Source organism: Kocuria massiliensis (assembly GCF_900169715.1).
Taxonomy (GTDB): Bacteria; Actinomycetota; Actinomycetes; order Actinomycetales; family Micrococcaceae; genus Rothia; species Rothia massiliensis.
On record NZ_LT835161.1, the window covers coordinates 492,913 to 514,090 of the forward strand.

21 protein-coding genes are annotated in these 21,178 nt (G+C 63.1%); 6 read left to right on the forward strand and 15 right to left on the reverse strand.

Annotated elements, in window-relative coordinates:
• The first annotated feature begins 5 nt into the window (after nt 1-5).
• The 3 genes from B9Y51_RS06490 (at nt 6) to ccsB (ending at nt 3,592) form a co-directional block, all read left to right on the forward strand.
• Nucleotides 6-764, forward strand: a complete 759-nt coding sequence (locus B9Y51_RS06490; RefSeq protein ID WP_048684040.1) for a cytochrome c biogenesis CcdA family protein — start codon at nt 6-8, stop codon at nt 762-764.
• Between the two features lie 55 nt (nt 765-819).
• Complete coding sequence (gene resB, locus B9Y51_RS06495; RefSeq protein WP_048683608.1) at nt 820-2,445, forward strand: cytochrome c biogenesis protein ResB; 1,626 nt, start codon at nt 820-822, stop codon at nt 2,443-2,445.
• Between the two features lie 67 nt (nt 2,446-2,512).
• The gene (ccsB, locus tag B9Y51_RS06500; protein ID WP_048683605.1) at nt 2,513-3,592 is read left to right on the forward strand and encodes a c-type cytochrome biogenesis protein CcsB; all 1,080 of its coding nucleotides are present in this window, start codon (nt 2,513-2,515) and stop codon (nt 3,590-3,592) included.
• A 67-nt stretch (nt 3,593-3,659) separates the two neighbouring features.
• Here the strand turns inward: ccsB and B9Y51_RS06505 are convergent, their stop codons facing one another.
• The gene (locus tag B9Y51_RS06505; RefSeq protein ID WP_048683602.1) at nt 3,660-4,013 is read right to left on the reverse strand and encodes a PLD nuclease N-terminal domain-containing protein; all 354 of its coding nucleotides are present in this window, start codon (nt 4,011-4,013) and stop codon (nt 3,660-3,662) included.
• Nucleotides 4,014-4,089: 76 nt separating this feature from the next.
• Between B9Y51_RS06505 and B9Y51_RS06510 the strand changes: the two genes are divergently transcribed.
• Nucleotides 4,090-4,380 carry a DUF4229 domain-containing protein gene (locus B9Y51_RS06510; RefSeq protein ID WP_048683599.1) on the forward strand — a complete coding sequence of 97 codons (291 nt, stop codon included), beginning with the start codon at nt 4,090-4,092 and terminating at the stop codon, nt 4,378-4,380.
• A gap of 15 nt (nt 4,381-4,395) precedes the next feature.
• Here the strand turns inward: B9Y51_RS06510 and B9Y51_RS06515 are convergent, their stop codons facing one another.
• The 6 genes from B9Y51_RS06515 to gluQRS all read right to left on the reverse strand — a co-directional run bounded on the left by B9Y51_RS06515 (nt 4,396) and on the right by gluQRS (nt 10,893).
• Entirely contained in the window at nt 4,396-5,655 is a 1,260-nt protein-coding gene (locus tag B9Y51_RS06515) for a CynX/NimT family MFS transporter (protein WP_085529196.1), read from the reverse strand.
• Nucleotides 5,655-6,530, reverse strand: a complete 876-nt coding sequence (locus B9Y51_RS06520) for a 1,4-dihydroxy-2-naphthoate polyprenyltransferase (protein ID WP_048683593.1) — start codon at nt 6,528-6,530, stop codon at nt 5,655-5,657. Before B9Y51_RS06520 ends, B9Y51_RS06515 begins: the two co-directional genes overlap by 1 nt.
• 96 nt (nt 6,531-6,626) lie before the next feature.
• On the reverse strand, nt 6,627-7,838 hold the full coding sequence (locus B9Y51_RS06525) for an AMP-binding protein (protein ID WP_085529197.1): 1,212 nt from the start codon (nt 7,836-7,838) through the stop codon (nt 6,627-6,629).
• A 40-nt stretch (nt 7,839-7,878) separates the two neighbouring features.
• On the reverse strand, nt 7,879-8,844 hold the full coding sequence (locus B9Y51_RS06530; RefSeq protein WP_048683591.1) for a 1,4-dihydroxy-2-naphthoyl-CoA synthase: 966 nt from the start codon (nt 8,842-8,844) through the stop codon (nt 7,879-7,881).
• A 137-nt stretch (nt 8,845-8,981) separates the two neighbouring features.
• The gene (locus tag B9Y51_RS06535; RefSeq protein ID WP_085529198.1) at nt 8,982-9,938 is read right to left on the reverse strand and encodes an EamA family transporter; all 957 of its coding nucleotides are present in this window, start codon (nt 9,936-9,938) and stop codon (nt 8,982-8,984) included.
• Nucleotides 9,925-10,893: a tRNA glutamyl-Q(34) synthetase GluQRS gene (gene gluQRS, locus B9Y51_RS06540; RefSeq protein WP_085529199.1), complete on the reverse strand. Its 969-nt coding sequence runs from the start codon at nt 10,891-10,893 to the stop codon at nt 9,925-9,927. Before gluQRS ends, B9Y51_RS06535 begins: the two co-directional genes overlap by 14 nt.
• A gap of 101 nt (nt 10,894-10,994) precedes the next feature.
• Between gluQRS and B9Y51_RS06545 the strand changes: the two genes are divergently transcribed.
• Complete coding sequence (locus B9Y51_RS06545; RefSeq protein ID WP_048684037.1) at nt 10,995-11,900, forward strand: MBL fold metallo-hydrolase; 906 nt, start codon at nt 10,995-10,997, stop codon at nt 11,898-11,900.
• Nucleotides 11,901-11,979: 79 nt separating this feature from the next.
• Here the strand turns inward: B9Y51_RS06545 and B9Y51_RS06550 are convergent, their stop codons facing one another.
• Nucleotides 11,980-12,924, reverse strand: coding sequence for a phosphatase PAP2 family protein (locus tag B9Y51_RS06550; RefSeq protein WP_085529200.1), 945 nt, complete (start codon nt 12,922-12,924; stop codon nt 11,980-11,982).
• Between the two features lie 151 nt (nt 12,925-13,075).
• Here B9Y51_RS06550 and B9Y51_RS06555 point away from each other — a divergent pair, with 151 nt between their 5' ends.
• The gene (locus tag B9Y51_RS06555) at nt 13,076-14,080 is read left to right on the forward strand and encodes an o-succinylbenzoate synthase (RefSeq protein WP_085529701.1); all 1,005 of its coding nucleotides are present in this window, start codon (nt 13,076-13,078) and stop codon (nt 14,078-14,080) included.
• A gap of 24 nt (nt 14,081-14,104) precedes the next feature.
• Here the strand turns inward: B9Y51_RS06555 and B9Y51_RS06560 are convergent, their stop codons facing one another.
• Genes B9Y51_RS06560 through B9Y51_RS06590 form a run of 7 tightly spaced genes read right to left on the reverse strand, consistent with a single transcriptional unit; the run spans nt 14,105 to nt 21,119 of the window.
• The gene (locus tag B9Y51_RS06560; RefSeq protein ID WP_085529201.1) at nt 14,105-15,160 is read right to left on the reverse strand and encodes a pyridoxal-phosphate dependent enzyme; all 1,056 of its coding nucleotides are present in this window, start codon (nt 15,158-15,160) and stop codon (nt 14,105-14,107) included.
• Nucleotides 15,147-16,088, reverse strand: a complete 942-nt coding sequence (locus B9Y51_RS06565) for a GHMP family kinase ATP-binding protein (protein ID WP_158088263.1) — start codon at nt 16,086-16,088, stop codon at nt 15,147-15,149. The genes B9Y51_RS06560 and B9Y51_RS06565 overlap by 14 nt, the downstream gene beginning before the upstream one ends.
• The gene (locus tag B9Y51_RS06570) at nt 16,085-17,383 is read right to left on the reverse strand and encodes an MFS transporter (RefSeq protein WP_053090038.1); all 1,299 of its coding nucleotides are present in this window, start codon (nt 17,381-17,383) and stop codon (nt 16,085-16,087) included. The genes B9Y51_RS06565 and B9Y51_RS06570 overlap by 4 nt, the downstream gene beginning before the upstream one ends.
• Nucleotides 17,376-18,224, reverse strand: a complete 849-nt coding sequence (locus B9Y51_RS06575) for a Rossmann-like domain-containing protein (RefSeq protein WP_085529203.1) — start codon at nt 18,222-18,224, stop codon at nt 17,376-17,378. The genes B9Y51_RS06570 and B9Y51_RS06575 overlap by 8 nt, the downstream gene beginning before the upstream one ends.
• Nucleotides 18,221-19,249 carry an ABC transporter substrate-binding protein gene (locus B9Y51_RS06580; protein WP_245826087.1) on the reverse strand — a complete coding sequence of 343 codons (1,029 nt, stop codon included), beginning with the start codon at nt 19,247-19,249 and terminating at the stop codon, nt 18,221-18,223. Before B9Y51_RS06580 ends, B9Y51_RS06575 begins: the two co-directional genes overlap by 4 nt.
• Entirely contained in the window at nt 19,246-20,058 is an 813-nt protein-coding gene (locus tag B9Y51_RS06585; RefSeq protein WP_085529204.1) for an ABC transporter ATP-binding protein, read from the reverse strand. The genes B9Y51_RS06580 and B9Y51_RS06585 overlap by 4 nt, the downstream gene beginning before the upstream one ends.
• Nucleotides 20,055-21,119 carry a FecCD family ABC transporter permease gene (locus B9Y51_RS06590; RefSeq protein WP_126855580.1) on the reverse strand — a complete coding sequence of 355 codons (1,065 nt, stop codon included), beginning with the start codon at nt 21,117-21,119 and terminating at the stop codon, nt 20,055-20,057. Before B9Y51_RS06590 ends, B9Y51_RS06585 begins: the two co-directional genes overlap by 4 nt.
• Between the last annotated feature and the right edge of the window lie 59 nt (nt 21,120-21,178).

Sequence of the window (21,178 nt, forward strand, 5' to 3'; positions counted from 1 at the left end):
TGCTTCTGGCTGCCGAATCGTCCTTTGGATCCGTGGTATTGGAGGGCTCTTTGTGGGCCTCCATACCGCTGGCAGCGCTGGCCGGCCTGATTTCGTTCGCGTCCCCCTGCGTCTTGCCTCTCGTGCCGGGTTATCTGGCGTATGTTACCGGCCTCACGGGGAGCGACCTGCAACGACGACGTCGCGGGCGGATGTTCGCGGGTACCGGTCTGTTCATTCTGGGTTTCTCCCTCGTCTTCGTGATCATGTCCGTGGTCCTGGCCCAGGTCGGAGCCGCACCGTGGGTGCGAAGCCAGACGTGGCTACAGGTGGTGCTCGGCCTCCTGGTGATCGTTCTGGGCATCGTCTTCATGGGTGGATTTTCCTGGTTCCAGCGAGACCGCAAGATTCATTCGAAACCTCCGGCGGGCTTGTGGGGAGCGCCTATCCTCGGGATCACCTTTGGCCTGGGGTGGGCACCGTGCATCGGTCCGACGTTCGCCGCGGTGCAGGCCTTGGTCTTCATCGAAGGGCCGAATAGCCTCAAAGCGATCGTGCTCACCGTGGCCTATTGCCTTGGACTGGGGATACCGTTTCTCCTGATCGCCCTGGGATTCAGGCGTTCTGCAGAAATGTTCGCGTTCCTGAAGAGGCATCGCAGGTCCCTTCAGATCATCGGCGGTGTGGCCCTCGTCCTGGTGGGAATCTTGATGGCCACAGGACTGTGGAGTTCGATGATGTCGTGGCTACAGGGAGTCACTCCCGGCTACGAGCTTCCGGTGTGATCGGCGTGCACCACCAGAGCACAACGGCAGAAACCCGCTACCGAAATTGGATGGCATGAGTAAACAGAAGAAAGCGGCCAAGAAGGACGCCCCGGCGCTCGGGCCTATCGGCATGATCCGATGGGCATGGACGCAGCTGACCAAGATGAACACGGCGCTGTTCTTGCTGCTTCTGCTCGCCGTCGCCGCGGTTCCGGGGTCGATGTTTCCGCAAAATATCCAGGACCCGCAAAAGGTCCAGGAATACATGGACTCCCACAAGACTTGGGGCCCGATCGCCGAAAAACTCCAGCTTTTCGATGTCTTTTCCTCGGCCTGGTTCTCGGCGATCTACCTGCTGCTGTTCATTTCCCTGATTGGTTGTGTGATTCCGCGGGCCATCAAGCATGCCAAGGCCTACGGAGCTAAACCGCCGCGCACGCCGCGCAATTTGGGACGGCTGCCGCAGCATCGCACGCTCACCATTCCGGTGGATTCGGTCGAGGGCGGGCTGACCGCAGATGGCGCCGTCGGAACGGCCCAAAAGATTCTGAAAAAACGCCACTACCGCACGGAACTGCGGGAGGACGCCTCCACTCCGAGCGTCGGAGCCGAACGCGGCTATTTCCGCGAGATCGGAAACTTGGTTTTCCATACTGCGATGATCGGTGTTTTGGTCGGTGTCGCCGTGGGTGGTCAGTTTGGCTATAGCGGTCAGAAGATCGTGGTGGAAGGCGAATCTCACGTCAATACGCTCGTCAGCTACGACCAGTTCAAACCCGGCACCAACTACAACCCGGACTGGCTCCGCAATTTCTCGGTGACCCTCGACAAACTAAACGTCACCTATGACCGAGACAAGACCTCCTCGACCTATGGCCAAGACTTGGGGTACGACGCCCAGATGACGGTCAAGGATTCTCCTGAGGCGGAGCCCCACAAGGAATCTCTTAAGGTCAACGAGCCGCTTAATGTAGACGGCAGCAACGTATACCTTTCCGGCAATGGTTATGCGCCGGTCGTCAAGGTCACCGACGGCACCGGCAAGGTTTCGTACGAGGGCCCCGTCGTCACCTTGCCCACGGATAAGGTCTTTACCTCCTCGATGGTGCTTAAGGTGCCGGACGCGTCCCCCGATCAGCTCGGCTTCGTCGGCATGTTCCTGCCGACCGCCGTGATCCAGTCCGGGCAGATGCCGCACTCGGTCGACGCGGCACCGGCCAACCCGGCGTTGGTCCTGTCCTCCTATTACGGAGACTTGGGCCTCGATAAAGGCACGCCACAGAACGTGTACGTGCTGGACACCAACAAATTGCACGAATTGAATTCGATGAAGTCGGATCACGGCGGCATCGTGCTCACCGAGGAAAACAACACGTATCAATTGCCCGACGGCAAGGGGAGCATTCAGTTCGAGGGCGTCAAGCGCTACGCGGGCCTGGACATTCACTACGATCCGGGCAAGCCGGTGGTTTTGGTCTCCTTCCTCTTGGCCTTCGCCGGCTTGATCGTGTCCCTCTTCGTGGCCCGACGTCGCGTGTGGGTCAAGGCCCACGAAACCGTGCTCGACGGCGGTCAGCGAGCCGTGGTCGTCGAATACGGGCTCCTGGCGCGCGGCGAAGACCCCCGCATCGCCATGGAAGCCGACAAACTGACCGATCTCTTCGCCCAGGAATGGGGATTAGAATTCAACGAAGCGTAATTTTCTCGCATCGGGCCAGGCCGTCGCACATGCGGCGACCAGCAATCAGTAGCCCAGAAAGGGAAGCATGAGCATCAACGAGAACCTGGGCCAGTGGAGTGAGGCATTCATGCTTCTGGCCGCGGTGATCTACCTCGTCTCCTTCGTGTCCTTCACGTGGGATCTGGCGACGAATTCACGAGCAACACGTCGAGCCGAGGCAGCTGCTGAGGTGAATGAACGCGAGCCCGTTCTGGCCGGAGTTGCGGGGGCCGAGTCCAAGGGCGGCTCATCAGCCATTCACGTGGAAGGTGGCGGCGGCGGAAGCCGAGGGCGGGCCTATACGGCGAGCACCCGCGCCAAGCTGTCGGACCATGTCGCGGACGATTCCATGGGGTACACCGGGCAGCGCCGTCCCGCGGCCAAGGTCGCCGTCGCCGTCATGATCATCGCGTGTCTCGTGCACGTCATCGGCGTCGTCACGCGTGGCCTGGCCGCCGGTCGTGTGCCGTGGGGCAATATGTACGAGTTCTGCACCACAGGTGCGTTGGTGGTCTCCGTGGTCTTCCTGGTGTCGTTGGTTTTCCGTGACCTGCGATTCGTGGGCGCTCTGGTGACGGGCCTTGCGCTGATCATGATGGTGGCCGCGACCATCGGATTCCCCACGCCGGTGGGCCACCTCAAGCCGGCCTTGCAGTCCTACTGGCTCGTGATCCACGTATCCGTGGCCGTGATGGCTTCCGGTGTCTTCACGCTGACCTTCGCCATGGCTGTTCTGCAACTCATCCAGTCGCGCCGAGAGAAGAAGCTCATCGAAGGAGAAAAAGCTGGCCTGGGCTTCATGAGGCTCGTGCCCTCCTCGCAAGCCTTGGAGAACTTCGCCTTCCGTCTCAACACCGTGGGCTTCGTCATGTGGACGTTCACCCTGGCGATGGGCGCGATTTGGGCCAATAAAGCCTGGGGACGCTACTGGGGCTGGGACACCAAAGAAGTCTGGACCTTCGTGATTTGGGTGGTCTACGCCGCCTACCTGCATGCTCGCGCGACGCGTGGCTGGACCGGACCGCGTTCGGCATGGCTGTCGATCATCGGATACGGCTGCATCATCTTCAACTTCACCGCCGTCAATGTGGTGTTCAACGGGTTGCACTCCTACTCGGGACTCTAAGAGCCTCACCACGACGAAGCCCCCGGAGTTCTCTCGAACCCGGGGGCTTCGTCGTACTCCGACGAGGCTATTCGTCGTCGGCGTCTCGGCGACGTTCTTCATTCCGCCGACGTTCCTCGTCTTTGCGGCGTCGTTCAGACTGTTGGCGAAGGAACCGAAGGTAATTCTCGTCGTCGTCGGGGGCCGAAGCCGACGGCGCTTGTCGCGTGGAGCCGCGACCCCGTGAAGAGGCCTCGCGGCGGTACCCAAAGGCCAGCCATAGACCGGGGCCGACGACCGGCAGCAACAACACCACGATGAACCAGGCCCATGGGGGTAAAGCGAGGATCCGATGTTTCTCGGTCCTGCCGATATCCAATAACGCGTAGATGGTCATGCCGACGACGACGGCCGCCGCGACGATGATCAGGACTGCTCTCATGCAACCAGTTTACCGAGGTGCACCCGCTGGGAAGCATCGAGCGGATTGCCAGGTCAGACGGGTAGACTTGAGGACCGTGAAGTTCTTGTACTACTCGCTCGTCCGACTCGCCATCATGGTCATAGTCTTCGTCGTGTGCGCGCTGTTGCATACGGGATTGGTCCTCGCGGCGGTCTTTGCCATTTTGATCGGTTTCGCCGTGGGGTACCTGGCTTTCCCGAAGCTGCACGCCGCCGCCACACGGGACCTCATGCGCGCTTGGTCGTCGCTCCGCGGCCGGAAGAAAACCACCGCTCAGGACGAGACCGCTGCCGACGAGGACGAATACGTCGAAGAGCAGCTGCGCCGCGAAGGCCGTGACGTTTAGCTCTCCGAGCCGCGGTTAGGCCTCCGCACCAATTTTTCGATCACGGCCGGCCAGGATGCCCGCGATGAAGTGCACCACTGTGAGGCCCAACATCACGAAGAGCACCGGGGCCCAGCCGCCGAGTAGATCGGCGAACCAGCCGGCCAGCAGGGGGCCGAGGGCGGCCATGAGGTAACCCAGGCACTGCGCCATCCCCGAGAGCTTCATCGTTTGGGCGTAGCTATTGGTGCGGTACCCAATCATGGTCAGCGCGAGGGAGAAGCTACCCCCACATCCAATGCCGATGAAGCTGGCCCACAAGATGGCGGCTTGAGGTGCGACGAGGGCGCCGCCCACCGCCACGACGAGGAATCCCGCCAGGATCATGGCAAGCCAGCTCTGTGAGGGCTTGGAACCGGCAAAGAAACTCACGCTGAGATTGCCCAAAATGCCCACGATCTGCATCACGAACAGATGCAGACCAGACTCCGCGGCCGTGAAGCCCTGCGTTGCCTCGATCGTTGGGAGCCAGTTGGCCGCCGTATAGAACATCAATGATTGCAAGCCCATGAACACCGTGACCTGCCAGGCGATCGGCGTCTTCCAGAGGGAGACCCGCCGAGATGCGGAAGGCTCCACGGGAGACGGAATCGTCGGCATCGCCCCGGTGACCGCTTTCAGAACCGACCCCGAACGCTCGAATTCGGCCCGGCGCGCACGACGGGTGAGAAAAGCCCACCAGATGGCACAGACGATGGGGACAATCGCCCACAGTGCCAGGGCCGTCCGCCACCCGCCCGGTAATGCATGGGAAAGCGGTGCGGTGAAGCCCGAAGCCGTGGCCGCGCCCGTCGAGAGCACCGCGGTATACAGTCCGGTCATCAGCGCCACATGACGTGAAAAGTCCCTCTTGACGATCACCGGGACCAACACATTGCCGATGGCGATTCCGACGCCGACCAGCAACGTGCCGAGCCACAAAAGAACCGCACCCGGAGTGGAGCGCAGCAGAATGCCGATGCTCAGAATCACGAGCGCAACGAGGACCACGCGTTCGATGCCAATACGTTGGGCCGGCAGCGAGACCACCGGCGACAGGACGGCGAACGCCAGCAGGGGGAGCGCCCCAATCAGCCCGAGACCTCCGGCACCTAGCCCTGTGTCGTGGCCAATCTCGTGGAGAACCGGACCGATCGTGGTGAGAGCCGGACGCAAGCACGAGGCAATCAGCAAGACAACAACGCACCAGGCCACGCTGACCCGGCGTGAGGACGAGGGCGAGGTGGGCGAGGTCATCAGGCTCCTAGGATCGACGCGACGAGCAATAGTACGGAGAACAATACGCTGAGAATCCCGGTGTGCTTCAACACGGGAATCAGGGCGCGAAGGTCCTGAGCCGTGAGAACGGTGCGGACCGCGGGAACGGCAAACGGAAGGGCCAGGAAGACCAGAAGGTTCCAGGAATTCTCCGGAACCGTGAAGAGCATCAGGGCGAAGGCCAGAACAATCTCGACGGCGTAGGCCAACCGGGCGCGGGGAGCGCCGAGACGCACCGCCAATGTTTTCTTGCCGGCGTCGGTATCGGTGGGAACATCGCGGAGATTATTCGCCATCAAGAGGGCACAGGCGATCAATCCGAGGGCGATCGCGGCACACACCGACGTTGTGGAGAATCGGGACGCCTGAGAGAAGGTCGTTCCCAGGGTTGCGACCAGTCCGAAATACAGGAAGACGAAGAGGTCGCCGAGGCCTATATAGCCGTAAGGATGCTTGCCGCCCGTGTATCCCCACGCGGCGAAGACCGCTGAGAGCCCCACGACGAGGAACCACCACTGATGCGTGGCCAGTACCAAAATCACGCCGGCCACCATGGCGGCGCCGAAGCATCCGAAGGCCGCGAATTTCACGTGGTGGGCGGGCGCCGCTCCGGAGCCGGTGAGGCGTAGGGGACCCACGCGGGCGTCGTCCGTCCCCTTGATTCCGTCGGAGTAGTCATTCGCGTAGTTCACGCCGATCTGAAGGAAAAGCGCCACCAACAAGGCAAGAAGGGCTGGAAGCGGTCGGAAGTCCCTCATCTGGACCGCAGCGGCAGTTCCCGCGATCACGGGGGAGACGGCCAACGGTAGGGTGCGAAGACGAGCGCCTTCGACCCACTGTCCGACGGTTGCCACGGAGGCTCCTCTCGATGTTCTGGGCACGATCCCGCCCAGAGAAAAGATGTGGATGGAAAGTTCATTGTCTCACGGGCCTAGACCCGAGAGTCGTCGTTACGTCCCGAGGCTCTCGTCCGACAAGGCGCGACGAGCCGCCCCGGCGTCGGGCTTTCCCGTGCTGGTTTGCGGCAGGTGGTCTACTACGAGGATGCGCTTGGGGACGGCTGCGGGACCGAGGTTCTCCCGGACATTCGCGCCGAGAGCCTCCAGATCAGGCTTCCGGCCCGGAGCGCGCGAAACGAGGGCGCGAATTTCCTGTCCCCACCGCTGGCTGGGGAGAGCGACGACCAATGCCTCCCGCACGCCCCGATCCCGCTCCAACTCCGCGGCCACAGCACGTGCCGAAACCTTGACTCCGCCGGTGATCACGACGTCGTCCGCGCGGCCCGCGACGGCCAACCGTCCTTGGGCGTCGAGCTCCCCGAGGTCATCCGTGCGATACCAGGTGTGTCCGTCGGCGTCGTGCCGGAACGCGCTCGCGGTCCTCTCAGGATCACCCAGATATCCCGACGCCAGCGTGGGCCCCCCGAGCCAGATCCTGCCGGGGCCGCCCTCTGCGGAAGGTTGTATGGCAATGCGGGTTCCGGGGAGGGCTTGCGCATCGTAGACGCAACCTCCGGCAGTCTCGGCGCTGCCGTACGTGAGGACCAGGGGAATGCTCTCTTCCCGACAACGCGCCAGTAGATCCGCCGACGCCGGGGCGCCGCCGAGGAGTATCGCGTTGAAGCCCCGCAGCACCTCGAGGAGCTCGTCTTGTGGCACTCTTTCCGCATCGGCGTCTTCCAGCAGGGTATGAACTTGCGTCGGGACCAACGAGGTCATGCGGTGACGACCGGTGAGCTTCTCGGCGGCTCGGAGGAAATCGGCGGCCCCGAAACTGACCTCGCTGGAAATCGAGGCCGTGTGGATGGGGGAGGTCCCCGCGATGACGGAGCGTGCGATGACTTGGGCACCCGCCACATAATGCACGGGGAGGGCCAAGAGCCACTGCGCACCGCCGTCCGTTCCCGTGGCGGCCTCGGTGGCTAGTCCCGAAGCCCGCAGGGCGCGTGCAGTCAGAACGGTCCGTTTGGGCCGGCCCGTGGAACCTGAGGTCGAGACGATGAGCACGGGGGTTTCCTCACCCCGTCGCGTCTCCCGGGAGAGCCATCCGGAGAGATTTCGGTGGAGCTCGACGGGTGTGACCGAACCGGGGCCGTCGAGGAATGTGGCGGTCTCGGGAACGGAACTCAGGCTGGGCAATGGGGTCAACGCGGTGAAATCCATGAGACTTCCAGACTAGACCCGGGCCATCCGTGCCAACCGATCAGTAGTAATACGGATACTGCGACCAGTCCGGATCGCGTTTGCCGAGAAAGGCATCGCGACCCTCGACCGCCTCGTCGGTCATGTACCCCATGCGGGTTGCTTCTCCCGCAAAGACCTGTTGCCCCACCATTCCGTCGTCGGGCAGGTTAAAGGCAAATTTGAGCATGCGGATCGCTTGTGGGGATTGCCGAGCTATGGCCGCGGCATAGTCCAGCGCGGTTTCCTCCAAGCGCTCGTGGGCCACAACCTCGTTGACCGCTCCCATCTGATACATCCGTTCGGCGTCGTATTCTCGGGCGAGGAAGAAGATTTCCCGTGCGGCCTTTTGCCCCACCTGGCGGGCGAGCAAGGCCGAGCCATACCCCGCGTCGAAGGAACCGACCGTGGCATCCGTCTGCTTGAATTTGCCGAATTCCCGGGAAGCGATCGTCAGGTCGCACACGACGTGGAGGGAATGGCCACCGCCTGCGGCCCAGCCGGATACGACCGCGATCACGACCTTCGGCATCGTCCGGATCAGGCGCTGTACCTCCAGGATGTGGAGGCGTCCCGCGCGCCCGGGGTCGATGGAATCGGCGTTCTCGCCATCGGCGTAGTGGTAACCGTCGCGGCCGCGAATGCGCTGGTCGCCGCCTGAGCAGAAGGCCCAACCGCCGTCTTTGGCCGAGGGGCCGTTGCCGGTGAGCAGCACGGTCCCGACGTCGCTGGTCATGCGGGCGTGGTCGAGCGCGCGGTACAGCTCATCCACCGTCCCCGGACGGAAGGCGTTGCGGACCTCGGGTCGGTCGAAAGCGATGCGAACGCAAGGGAGGTCACGGATCGGACGCCCGGAGGCATCCCGCTCGACCTGCCGGTGGTACGTGATGTCCTGAAAATCCTCGAAACCTTCGACGGACCGCCAGCGGTGAGGATCGAAAATGTCGGACACGGACGGGGGCAGGGGAGAATTCTCGAAAGTGCTCATCGTCTCGATCTTAGCCTCGATGTCATTTCCCCGTCGCGGGTGCTATGGACCCTTCGAACTCACAAAAGATGCCCTCGCCCGATTGCTGAGTGGCCCACGACGTCGCCGCCCCAGTCACGAGTGAGCTAAGAAGCGAATTAGTGCCCGTTGTCGCGTCGATTGACCTGAGGGATTCCCGAGGTTCGAATGAGCTTCAGGGCCTCCGTGTGAGTCGCGATGGCCGCCGCCGAGCGGTTTGCACGCCAGGTCACGGCGGCCCCGGAGATCACGATCAAGGCGATGCCCACATACGCCTCCGTGGTGAGCAGCTGACCGAGCAACCCAAGCCCCACCAGGGAGGAGACCACCGGGTCCATCGAGAAGAAGACTCCCACGGTGGCCGGGCTCGTGAGGGAGACCGCCATGGCGTCGCAGGAGAAAGCGAGAGCCAGGCCCACGGCGCCGATGAAAATCGCGATACCCCAGTCGCCCATCGTCATGTGTGGCACGGCCATCGCCGTGGCCGGGGACCACAGAATGGCGCCCACCGCAATCGAGACCGCCAGCCCACGAATCCCGGAGCTGGCCTCGGTTCCGCTGCTGATCTTTCCGGACAGGATCGTGTAGCCGGCCATCGAGGCGGAGGCCAGGGCCGCGAACAGGTATCCAAGCAGGTCCGTGTCTCCGAAGGTGGGGCCGGCAATGAGGACGACGCCGGCCAAGGCCCCCATGGCAAAGAGCCCGTCCCTGAACTTTCGGACACCGATCATCGCGACCGTAAAGGCTCCGAGATATTCCACCGTGACGGCAACACCTAAGGGAATGCGCTCCACGGCGAGGTAGAAGAAGACGTTCATGAGCGAGGTCACCACGCCGTAGGACACCACCGAGATCCAGTCCGCCTTGGCAAATCGCCAGAACCGGGGGCGGGCGATGAGCAACAGAACGACCGCCGCCGTGGTCATACGGAGCCCGGACACCGAGACGGGGTGAAATTTCTCGAAGAGTGTCGAGGCGACCGCCGTCGTGGTCTGAATTCCGGTCGAACCGATGAGCACGGCCAGCAGGGCGGCGGAACCCCTGCGCGACGGGGGAATGCGGCTAATGAGGGACACGGGCAAGCTCCGATGACGGGTCGAGAATGGTCCAGGGTTCTAACGAGATGGCGTCTGGATCGAAAACGTCGAGCATCTGCTCGGCCGTCTCGGGCATGTGGTGCCCTGACGGAGAAGACACCGTGGGCAACGGCATGGACGCGGCGATCCTGCGGACCACGTCGGTCACGCTGAGCCCGGCGTCGCGCCATTGTTCCAGCGTGACGGCGCCGTCTCGCTTGGCCAAACGCGCACCTTCGCCGTTGAGAACCAGGGGAACGTGGGCATAGTCGGGAATCGTCAGCCCCAAGAGTTCCGCGAGATACGCCTGACGTGGGGCCGAGGAGAGGAGGTCGTCTCCACGGACGACCTGATCGACCCCTTGAAAGGCGTCGTCGACCACGACCGCCAGGTTGTACGCCGCCCGACCATCATTGCGGACCAGGACGACGTCGTCCACCGGCGCCGAATATTCTCCCGCGTAATAGTCGTTGACGGTCCAGCTGGAGGCTTCCGCACGTAACCGCAAAGCTGCGGGACGTTCTGCTGCGCGCGCCGCGCGTTCGGCAGCGGATAGTTGACGGCAGGTGCCGGGGTAGGCACCGGGGGCCCCATGGGGTGCCGAGGACGCCTGCTGGATTTCGCGGCGCGTGCAAAAACACTCGTAGACGAGATCCTGGGCCTTCAGTTGAGCCACGGCATCCTCATAGGCTTCCGTGCGCCGTGATTGGACGAGCGGCTCTCCGTCCCAGTCGAGGCCGAGGCTCGCCAGATCCTCAAGTTGGCGTTCGGCCGAGCCTTCGCGAACGCGGTCGAGATCCTCGATACGCATCACGAAGCGGCGATTCGTCGACCGCGCGAAAAGCCACGCAAAGAGCGCGGTCCGCAGATTTCCCAGGTGAAGATCGCCCGAGGGCGACGGCGCATAACGACCGGCACCCAGCGCGGGATTCTGCGGGTGAGCTGGGATATTCATGAATCCATCGTAACCAGCGGCACGCGGCCTGATCGCGGCCAGCGGACGGGACGGAGACCAGGGTGACGTGCGTATCACCGCTGATCAAGTACCGTAGAGATATGGCTCGAACACAAGAAATTGCCGACGGTATCTACGTCATCACCACGGATGACTACCGTTTAAATACCGGTTTGATCGTGGGCGGCGAGAAGGCCATGGTCATCGACACCGGTGCCGGGCCCCGCCAAGGCGCCGAAATTTTCCGCGCCGCGCGACGGCTGACCGATCTGCCCTTCGTGGTCGTCAACACGCATGCCCACTACGATCACATCTTCGGCAACGCGGTCTTCGCAGCCGACGGAGTCACGGAGTTTTGGGCTCATCCCAACGCGGAGCGCGCGATGGAACGATACGCGGACCGTCAGCGCGGATACGTCGAGACGTTGGAACCGGAGATGGCCCATCATCAGGGCCCCAACACGGACATCATCCTCCCGACCCGCTTGCTTCCGGGAGACGGCGGGCGCGCTTCATTTACCCGTGTCGATCTCGGGGACCGCGCCGTGACCCTCTTCTACCTGGGCTTGGGCCACACAGATAACGATGTCCTCGCGGGGGTCGATGAGGTCCTCTTCACCGGCGATATCGTCGAGCAGGGTGCCGACCCGGCCTTTGACGACTCTTTCCCCGAGGTCTGGGTGCAGACCCTGGCGACCGTTGCTGGGCTGGACCGCTATCACGTCTTCGTCCCTGGGCACGGAACCCCCGTGGAGCGAACCTTCGTGCAACGCCAATCCGAGACGATGCGGGTGGCCATCGATCGCATCGCGGCGTCGACGGCTAATCCGGAGGCGGGGCCAACCACCGCGGCCATGTACAAGCTTCCTTACGACGCCGGCGTGACACGTATCCTCTTGGATCGTCTCGCTTGGCTTCAGGAGAAGGGCATCACCGGCAAGGATTACGTCTCCGACGAGCCGCCGTCGGGAGTGACCGGACCGATCACGACGGGCGAGCACGCCTAGAAGTCGCGACAAGGCGGCAGACACCGAGTGTCTGCCGCCTTGAGCATATTCACGATCATTCGACCCTGGGGCCGGTGGTTTAGTACGTCCACACCTTGGTGTAGGGGCGTTCGGCGAGAGGCTGTTTGCGCCGCAAGAGCCACACGAGCATGGCCGTGTTGATCATGCCGACGGCGAGAATCAGGCACAGACTCCCCAAGAGCGCGGCGCCCGCGAAGTGTTGGGTCGCGGAGACCGTGTAGGTGGCGACGGCACAGAAACCCAAGAAGAGCCCCGAGATGACCATGAGCGGGATAATCAGCATCCCGGTGTGGCGGGTGCTGGAGGTGTCCTGATCCTCTGCGGGAATGAAACGGAGGGTCAACAGGCCAATGGTGGTCCAGGCTCCCACCACGAAGAGTGCTGCCACGATGTCGGCGGGTCGGTGCCACTCGTTAATCACGGTGGCCACGCCGGTCACGACGCTGAAGAGAAACATCAGCAAGGACAAGAAGGGCCGCCACTTTTTCGGGGCAGCCAAGAAGAGGGCGGCACCCGCTGCCGCAGCAAAGGTGGTGTGACCCGACGGCAAGGAATTCATGGTGGCTTCCTGGACACCCAAATTGGGCTTGTCCAGGATGGAGGACTTGAGCAGCTGAGTGGTGCCGTTGGCTCCCGCGGCGGTGAGCAGTCCAATCAAGGCCGGGACGAATCGGTGGCGCCGAACCAGCACAATGACGATGCCGATGAGCGCGAGGACCCCAGAGATGAGCGGCAATGCATTGAGCAACGTCACGGAGGACTGGCTATAACGGCGAAGGTTATTGCTGACCTCGGAGAGCGCCGTTTGGTCGATCCATTGCCCCGAATAGCTGTCCAGGAAGGCCCAGATCGTCGCCCAAAGACCGGCAATCATCACGGCCAGGACAATGAGATGTTTGATGACGACCTTGGTGGTTGGCGGCTGGAACGAACTTTTCCTTCGTGCCGACGGCCAATCGCGGTCGGGGCCTTGGCCCATAGCCGGGGTTGGCTCGGTGGTCATGCGCCTGGGACCCCCTCATCTCATCGTCGGTCAACTGCTCTTTTTCGAGGATGCCAGGGAGACCTGCCCGTTTCTCGGAATTTTCCTGAATATTCCCTGGTGACCGGTGACGAGCTTCGCGTTGTGCGCCAAGACGGTGCACAGTGGGAGCATGAGCCTACCCAATTGTCCGTCCCTGGAAGAGTTGCAGGAGACGGCCGTCGTCGTATCGGTGCCGCTGAATGTTCGATTTCGTGGGGTAACCCACCGAGAAGCGTTGCTGTTTCGTGGACCTGAGGGATGGGGCGAATTCTGCCCCTTCCTTGAGTACGAAGCCCCAGAAGCCTCGCGATGGCTCGCCTGTGCGATCGAATCTGCATGGCGTCCGTTCCCGACGCCGGTGCGTGAAGAAGTTCCCGTGAACGCCACCGTCCCTGCGGTCGGGCCGGATCGTGTCGCCGAGGTGCTGGCGCGGTCCCGCGGTGTGGTGCGCGAGGTCAAGATCAAGGTCGCCGAGCGTGGGCAGAGCTTGGAGGATGATCTCGCGCGGATCGCGGCGGTTCGCAGGGTCGTTCCTGACGCCGTCGTGAAGATGGACGCGAATGGCGGTTGGGACCATGAGAGTGCGGTGGTTGCTCTTCGGGCCTTTGCGGAATTCGAACCGGCCTATGTGGAGCAACCCGTCCCCACGATTCCGGGACTGGCACGTTTGCGTGAGGCTGTAGATCGCGAAGACCTCGGAGTTCCCATCGCCGCGGATGAATCGGTTCGGAAAGAAACGGACCCGTTGCGAGTGGCCGCCGAGGGGGCCGCGGACCTCATCGTGGTCAAAGCGGCGCCCCTCGGCGGGCCGGAGAATGCCCTCCGAGTGATCCGAGAGTCTGGGTTACCGGCGGTGGTGAGCTCGGCATTGGAGACGTCCGTTGGGATGAGCGCGGGCTTGGCGCTGGCAGCCGCATTGCCGGAGCTGTCGCACGGGTGTGGCCTGGGCACGGCGTCGTTATTCACCGGCGATCTGGTGGCACACCCGTTGATTCCCGAGGACGGTTTTCTCCCGGCGGTACGGACCGAACCTGATCCTGCGCGCGTTGAACGGTACGCCGTCGGTGGCGAACGACGCGACTGGTGGATGGAGCGGCTCCGTGCCTGCTACACCGAGCTGAATGGTCGGGCCTAGCGGTTCTCTCCGAGGGCATCGGGTTTAGACATGTCCGCCCCAATGCACCGCGGACCACGGAAGGCGGGGCGTCTCGGATGCGGACGAGAGGTGATGCGGGGAGAACTGCGTCACCGCTGGAACTTCGTCGATGTCGGTAAAGACGGGGTCGAGGTACCGATGGCCGGTGTCGGGGCAGATCATCAGGACGGCGTGGTGCGGTGCCGTGGGGTGTGAGAGCGCGTCGCGGGCCACGGCGTAGGCTGCCCCCGAGCTGAGACCCGCGAAGAGAGCATGGTCCCGGCAGAGCGATACCGATCCGGCTCGACTTACGCGGTAGGAAACCCAATGGATCCGCTCATACATATCGTGGCGCACATTGCGGAACGGTATGGAGCTGCCGATTCCGGCGATGAGCATATCTGGGTCTTCGACGTCTTCGGATCCGAAGGTGACGGACCCAAACGGTTGAATTCCGGTGAGGCTCACGTCAAGCCCGCCCTCGGCTAGTCCGGTCGCGAGCGCCGCGCTGGAGACTCCCGACCCGACGGGCGCGACGAGTTCCACCGAGTTCACGCCCTCGTCGGCCAGTAGTTTACCCGCGGCATGCGCGAGGGGGCCATATCCGAGGCAGTGAACGTCGTCGTGATACTGCTGCATCCAATGCCACTCAGGGTTGTGTTCCAGCAGCGTTAAGACCCGAGCGACGCGGAGGTCTTGGTCCGCTCGGAGGGACGTGGACGGAGGCATCTGCTCCAGCTCGGCGCCAAACATTGCCAATTGTGCGCGAAGCACCGGATCGATGGTCGTTGAGCCGATGATGTAACACTTCAGGTCGTATTCGTGACACGCCATCGCCAGGGCGCAAGCGTAGATGCCGCTGGACGAGTCAATGACGGTGTCGCCCGGGGAAATTTTTCCGATCTCCAAGAGGTGCTCGAGGGCCGCGCGGGCCGACCAGGCTTTCATGACCTCGAAGCGCAACGCGTAGAGGTTCGGTTCGAGGCTGATCAGATCGGGAGCGCCTAGCGCTTGGCCGGCATGGGTTGTTATGGACTGGGGGAGACCGGGCTTGGGGGCATGTGGTTCAGCAGGAAGCATGGTGTGGTTCCGATCGTCGTTCAAGGGTCGGGGGAAAACCTGCACGCGTCAGGGCATCGCGCGCTTGGGTGATCTTGTGGGCGGTGCCGGGGGAGCGATCGTCGAGGAGGAGACCGCAAACATTTCCGCTGTGGGCAATTTGTACGCCCACGCCGTCCACGGATCGGCAGATCTCAAGCACCTCATCGAACCCTGGCTGATGGACGCGACGCTGATTAATCTCCGCAGAGCGCGTGGCCACTCGCCCTAGCAGTCTCGGGTCTCCTCGCGTGATGGCCCGCCCTATTTCTCGACGCAGGCGGTGGAATTCCCGCCGCTCCGAGCGTGAGTAGGGCTCATGGTGCATCGCCAAGGTATTGACGGGCTCGCGGGACAATCGGCAGCCCACCAACGCGAGGGGCGGAAAAGGGCGCTGCCACTGTCGGAGGAGCCGCGCGTGGCGTTGGGCAAACAGGACGGGGCAGGATTCGAAGGCCAGTGGGTCCGAAGCCACCTCAGCGCGTACCGCAAGCCGACTGATTTCCCACCGTGAGAGGTCGACGCCGCAGCTCGAGCAAACCGCGCGAACCGTCGCGATCACGTCGGACGTCGACGAGCCCATGCCCCAGCCGCGATCCTCCTGGCTGGAAATATCCACGACGCCGCCGGGTGGAGGCGTACCGCCGTGCCGTTGGCAAGCCTCCAAGGTCAAAGCCGCTGCTCGTGCGGATTTGGGACGGTCCCCGGAAACCCTGATTCCCGGCGCGTCGTCTGGGTGAAAGACGGCGTGAGTCTGGATCTCAGGGATGGGGACCGTCACGAGTCCTGGAACGTAGGTTCGACTCTCGTCGTCCCAGAAACATCCCTGGAGGAATTCCCCGTGGTGCCTGATGCACTTTCCGTGGCCCACGGGGAACGTTTCGGATCCTTGGACGGCCTCGCCGCTCACGAATCGTCCCCCGTTGAGGAGGCGTTCAAGGCGGAGTGCTGTGCGGGGCGGAGTCGCACGGCCGTAAAGGCAGCGGCACCGATCGCGACGGCGGTGGTCACGGCCAGCACCAGCCCGACTCCGTGCCATCCGCCGAGCGCCAAGCCCAGCCCAGCGATGGAGGCGCCAATGCACACGCCGAGGCTTTGCCCTGCACCGTTGAGCCCGAGAATGGTGCCGCGATGGCCCGAAGATTGTCCGACAAGAATCACGGTCACCGATGCGGCGAGCACCGCGTGTGAGGCACCGAGGGTTGCCGTCGCGCAGAGAGCCAACGGCGCAGTCGGTGCCATGAAGAGGCCGCCCACGGCGAGGGTAGCCGCGACGGCGGCGACGCATCCGATGAGTGCAGACTGTCGGAGGTCTCTCACCGAGCGTAGGGCCTTACCCCCGAACCAGTTCCCCACGAAGAACGCAGAACCCGAGAGCGTCCAAACGAGAGAAAATATGCCGGGGCCAAGATTGAAACGCTCGTGATAAAACACGGCGAGATACGCGAGCTGACCCATGAAAGCCGAGGTGCGGGCCGCCGACGCAATAAGCATGGGAAGAACTCCCCGCAATTGCCCGGCAATGCGCCACGACGCGAGATATCCTCGGGGTTTTCCGGACGGAGCCTCGGGAGGCGCTGAACTGGACGACGCGAGACTCGTCCACGGGCTGGCCACCAGTGCGGCCAGCATGATGCATAGGATCGCCGCCGCGACGAAGTCCCCTTGCCACCCCCACAGCATGGCGGGCGCGGCAAGTAACGGGGCCGAGAGGACCGCGGTCAACGTCATGACGGAAGAGACTTGGGTGGCGGCTCGCCCCGCGGTTGCCTCGTCGTGAAACAAATCTGCTGCCAACGCCGAGGCGGCCGGGTTCAGCACCGAGGTTGCCGCACCCACGACGAGGCAGAAAAGGACCCACGCCCACGCCGTCGCCACCAGGGCGACGACGCAGGCAAGGGCGAGTACCGCAAGGGATGCGCCGACGGCGGCGCGCCGGGACACCCGGTCCAGGAGTGGAGCGCAGGTGAACCCGACAATGAGCGCCGCGACGCCGCCGATTCCCCGTAGGCCCCCCATCAGGGCAGCCGAGGCCCCCGATTCTTGGGTGATCTCCACCAAAAAGTTGGAATAGATCGTGAAGGGCACCAACCCCAGGGCGCAGGCAACCCAGAGCGGCCACGTTTTCGCTGCAATGTGGCGGTCGGAGGGCTCTGCGCCGCTGGCGGTGGCCTGGGCGCCGGATTCGATGGGGGTCTTAGCCATGTTCAGACATCCCCCTGTCTCGATACAGATACAGAGGGGACGCGTCTGCGCTGAATTGCGAGAACGGGAAGTGCTCGGCACTCAGCGCTGCGACAGAGGAACCGAGAAATTCTCGGGCAATCGCGGCTCCTGACTGCGCGTACACGGCCAGCGGGATCCCGCGCTCGCGGCATTGCTGACGAAGCGGGTCAAACGTCCCGTTTCCGAGCGTCATGCCCGTGGCAATCACCGCATCTGCTTGGGCAATCACCTTCGTCATATCCCGCTCGACGGGATCGCCCCACTGGGTTTCCGTCATGGAGAGGTCGCAAGGCAACGGGACGGCGTCGTGCTTCCGTATGGCTTCAACGAGCGGATTCACGACCCCGATGAGTCCGACCTGCATACCCGGCTTGAGGTCGAGCATGCCCGCAATCTCACGGTCCCGAGCGATCGCTCGTTCCCTCGGCGTTCCCGTGGGAAGATGCACGATGCTCGCCCGCGGGTCCTCCCGATGTGGCGAGGCTGCACCAAGCCAGGCATCCAGAGTCGCCGTTCGTAGTGGCTGGGACGGATGGGCCAGGAGATCGCGCACCGGCACCCCGGACATTTCCGCGATTTCCGGCGAGAGCTCGCCTTCTTCGAAGGCACAGGCTCCAAAGGCCGAACCAATGCGAACCAACACGTAGCGGTTTCGGTACAGGGCCCCACCGGCGCTCAGCCGGGTGCCATGCTGAATCCAAAAGACGCTACTCGCTAGTGTGGGCTCGTCACCGCGCGCCGTCGTCGACGATTCACGTTCGACGACGGCGTCGATCAGATCAGCGATCGTCCAGTCACCTGAGGTTGCGAGAACGCTCATCGAAGACCTTTTTCTTTGAGGTAGTCGCTGAGCTTTTCAGCAGCCTCCATGTTGCGCGGGCTGGAGATCGCCTCGCCGTAGTCCATGATGTAGATGTTGTCGTTCCGGACTGCCGGCGAATCCTTCAACGGGGACTGGGTCTTGAGGTACTGAATCTTCTCTTGGACAGGCTGTTTGTTGTAATCAACGACGACGATCGCTTGCGGTTCCGACTTCACGACCGGCTCCCACCCAACTGTGGTCCACCGAGCGTCGAGGTCTCCGGTCACAGAATGTGCACCGGCGAGATCAATCACCGAATTCAAGGCGGTGCGACGTCCTGCGGTATAGGGTTCCTTGGTCCCGGAATCGTACACAAACACGTTGCTCAACGTCTTGGGTCGGGGCGCATCCTGGAGGGCCTTCTGACGCTTCTTCAGGTCGTCCACCAGGTTCGATGCGCGATCTTCAACCTTAAAGATCTTTCCGAGATCATTGAGATCTTGGTACGTCGCATCGACGGGATCGATATCAGACTTGTTGTTCTTGTAGTTGAAGCAGGTTTCATTTTGCATAAATGAATTGATGCCAACCTTTTCCAGCGAATCCGGGGTGACACCCCGCTCTTCGCTGAATCCTGCTTGCCATCCGGCAAACACCCAGTCGGCTTTGGCGCTGACCACGGCTTCCTGACCGAGCACCGTGTCAGAGATGGTGTCGGTCTTGCTGTAGTCCTCCTTGTACGGGGACTTGTCGATCACGGAAGAGACGGTCGCAGGCAGGACAATGCCGCGCATCGAATCGGAGAGTCCGAGGGAGAACATCTTTTCGATCGCGGAGACGTCGTAGGCCACCGGGTTCTTCGGGGTTGCATAGGTCGTGGTGCGGCCACAGTTGGTGACGGACGTCTTATCTTCCTTCGGGGAGTCCGCGGCAACATTTGCGCCGCAACCGCTGACGAGAAGCATGCCGACCAGTCCCACAGCGGCGAGGGCTGGTCGCCGGAAACCGCGGGTGGTTGAGGATGAGCGATGGATGCTTTTCACGAGACCTCCAAGGTTCGAGTAATGGGAAAAAGGAGATGGATCGCCCCGGTATCGGGGCGGCGGATGAGAGTCGGACGGACGCCGTACACCGCTTCGACGGTTGCCGGGTCCAATGACTCGTGGGGTGGTCCATCGGCCACGATGGCGCCCCCGGACATCACGATCACGCGATCACAAAGGCCGGCGGCAAGATTGAGGTCGTGTAGAGCGAGTACGGCGGTAGCCGGGCTACCACCCGCGGAACTTTCCCGGACGAACCGATGAACCTCGGTGGCCAGGTCGAGTTGATGGCTCAGGTCCAGGTGATTGGTCGGCTCGTCGAGGAGCAGGTATCGGGGCCGCTGAGCAAAGGCCCTCGCCAAAAGGGTGCGCTGCCTCTCGCCGCCGGAAAGCCCGAGAATGCTTCGGTCCGCGTGCGCGGCCATGCCCGTTCGCTCGAGGGCTTGTTCCACGGCGTCCTGGATGGTTGGTGGCGTCGCCTTGGGTCCTGCCGCAGCCCCCAACGCCACGACCTCCGCCACCGTGAAGTCCAGCTCGGGCCGCTCCTCTTGCGGCAAAGCCGCGATGAGCTGTGCGGATTCTGCGAAGGAGAGGTCGTCGATTTTTCGACCGTCGATCAGGATGGTTCCGCCGGTCGGACGTGAGGCCCTGTACAGCGCTCGAAGCACCGTGGATTTGCCACAACCGTTGGGCCCCACCAATCCAACGACGCTGCCCGGCCGGAGTGACACGGTGAGGTCCTGGACGACCGTTGTGCCGGCAACGGAGAGGTGGAGCTGATTCAGATGCATTCCGGGTTCTGAGGTCATCGGGATCCTCCGAAGACGTATCCGCGGCGTCGCAACAACATGATGAAAACGGGGACCCCGAAGAGGGCCGTGACGACGCCGAGCGGAAGCTCCCGGGGAGGGGTTGCGACGCGGCTGGCTAGGTCAACCCAAATCATGAAGATCGCGCCCAGCAAGGGAGCGATCAGGGTCGCCGTGCGATGGGCCGGGCCGAAGACGATGCGGGTGAGGTGGGGAATGACCAAGCCGACGAAGCCGATGGTTCCCGCGACGGAGACGAGCGTCGCGGTGCCCAAGACGGTGACGAAAAAGAGGCGGCGACGGAGAGCATCGGGGTCCACCCCCAGGGATGCTGAGGAACCGTCACCCATGGAAATGACGTCCATGTCCGAGGCCTTCGCACGGAGGTACACGACGCACCCGATGGTGACGACCGCCGTCAAGGGGAGTTGCTGCCAGGTGGCTCCGCCGAGCGAACCCAACATCCAGAACATGACCGATCGTGCGGCGTCGCCTCGGGAGGCGAAAAAGACGATGGCGGACATCAGTGCCTGAAAACCGAAGGAGAGGACGACGCCGGTGAGAATCAGACGAACCGGGGCCACGCCTTGTGGCGTTCGGGAGAGCGCATAGACGACGACCGAGGCTATCAGCGCCCCGGCGAAAGCCGCCGTGGAGAGGGCGTATACCCCAAGGGACGAGAACACTCCCCAAGAGACCACGGCGCTTGCCCCTACCGAAGCGCCGGAGGAGATGCCCAGAATGAACGGGTCGGCGAGCGGATTGCGAACCATGGCCTGGGCTGCGATTCCCAAGGCGCTCAGCCCAGCGCCCACGAGACCGGCCATGAGGACCCGTGGGGTGCGAATATCAACGACCACCGTGTAGTCCGTCAGCTCATCGGAGGCGATGGATCCGCCGGTGAGCCAGGCCCAAAGATGGGAGAAGGTCTGAGGTAGGGGATAAGCAGCCGCTCCCCATGAGATCGCGGCGAGGATTGACGCGCCGAGGACCGCGATAAGAAATATCGCGAGGGCTCCGTGGCGGTTGGGGGTCAGGCGAGCAATGGTCCGGTTCATCATGAAGAATGATAATCATTCTCAAATAAAATCCAAAGTCCGCGCCCAAAATCATGTTTCCG

What these genes read in the sequence shown, in the direction of transcription:
- resB (WP_048683608.1), top strand. Translation starts at nt 820, where the DNA reads ATGAGTAAACAGAAGAAAGCGGCCAAGAAGGACGCCCCGGCGCTCGGG.
- ccsB (WP_048683605.1), top strand. Translation starts at nt 2,513, where the DNA reads ATGAGCATCAACGAGAACCTGGGCCAGTGGAGTGAGGCATTCATGCTT.
- B9Y51_RS06505 (WP_048683602.1), bottom strand. Translation starts at nt 4,013, where the DNA reads ATGAGAGCAGTCCTGATCATCGTCGCGGCGGCCGTCGTCGTCGGCATG.
- B9Y51_RS06515 (WP_085529196.1), bottom strand. Translation starts at nt 5,655, where the DNA reads ATGACCTCGCCCACCTCGCCCTCGTCCTCACGCCGGGTCAGCGTGGCC.
- B9Y51_RS06525 (WP_085529197.1), bottom strand. Translation starts at nt 7,838, where the DNA reads ATGGATTTCACCGCGTTGACCCCATTGCCCAGCCTGAGTTCCGTTCCC.
- B9Y51_RS06530 (WP_048683591.1), bottom strand. Translation starts at nt 8,844, where the DNA reads ATGAGCACTTTCGAGAATTCTCCCCTGCCCCCGTCCGTGTCCGACATT.
- gluQRS (WP_085529199.1), bottom strand. Translation starts at nt 10,893, where the DNA reads ATGAATATCCCAGCTCACCCGCAGAATCCCGCGCTGGGTGCCGGTCGT.
- B9Y51_RS06545 (WP_048684037.1), top strand. Translation starts at nt 10,995, where the DNA reads ATGGCTCGAACACAAGAAATTGCCGACGGTATCTACGTCATCACCACG.
- B9Y51_RS06550 (WP_085529200.1), bottom strand. Translation starts at nt 12,924, where the DNA reads ATGACCACCGAGCCAACCCCGGCTATGGGCCAAGGCCCCGACCGCGAT.
- B9Y51_RS06555 (WP_085529701.1), top strand. Translation starts at nt 13,076, where the DNA reads ATGAGCCTACCCAATTGTCCGTCCCTGGAAGAGTTGCAGGAGACGGCC.
- B9Y51_RS06560 (WP_085529201.1), bottom strand. Translation starts at nt 15,160, where the DNA reads ATGCTTCCTGCTGAACCACATGCCCCCAAGCCCGGTCTCCCCCAGTCC.
- B9Y51_RS06570 (WP_053090038.1), bottom strand. Translation starts at nt 17,383, where the DNA reads ATGGCTAAGACCCCCATCGAATCCGGCGCCCAGGCCACCGCCAGCGGC.
- B9Y51_RS06575 (WP_085529203.1), bottom strand. Translation starts at nt 18,224, where the DNA reads ATGAGCGTTCTCGCAACCTCAGGTGACTGGACGATCGCTGATCTGATC.
- B9Y51_RS06585 (WP_085529204.1), bottom strand. Translation starts at nt 20,058, where the DNA reads ATGACCTCAGAACCCGGAATGCATCTGAATCAGCTCCACCTCTCCGTT.
- B9Y51_RS06590 (WP_126855580.1), bottom strand. Translation starts at nt 21,119, where the DNA reads ATGATGAACCGGACCATTGCTCGCCTGACCCCCAACCGCCACGGAGCC.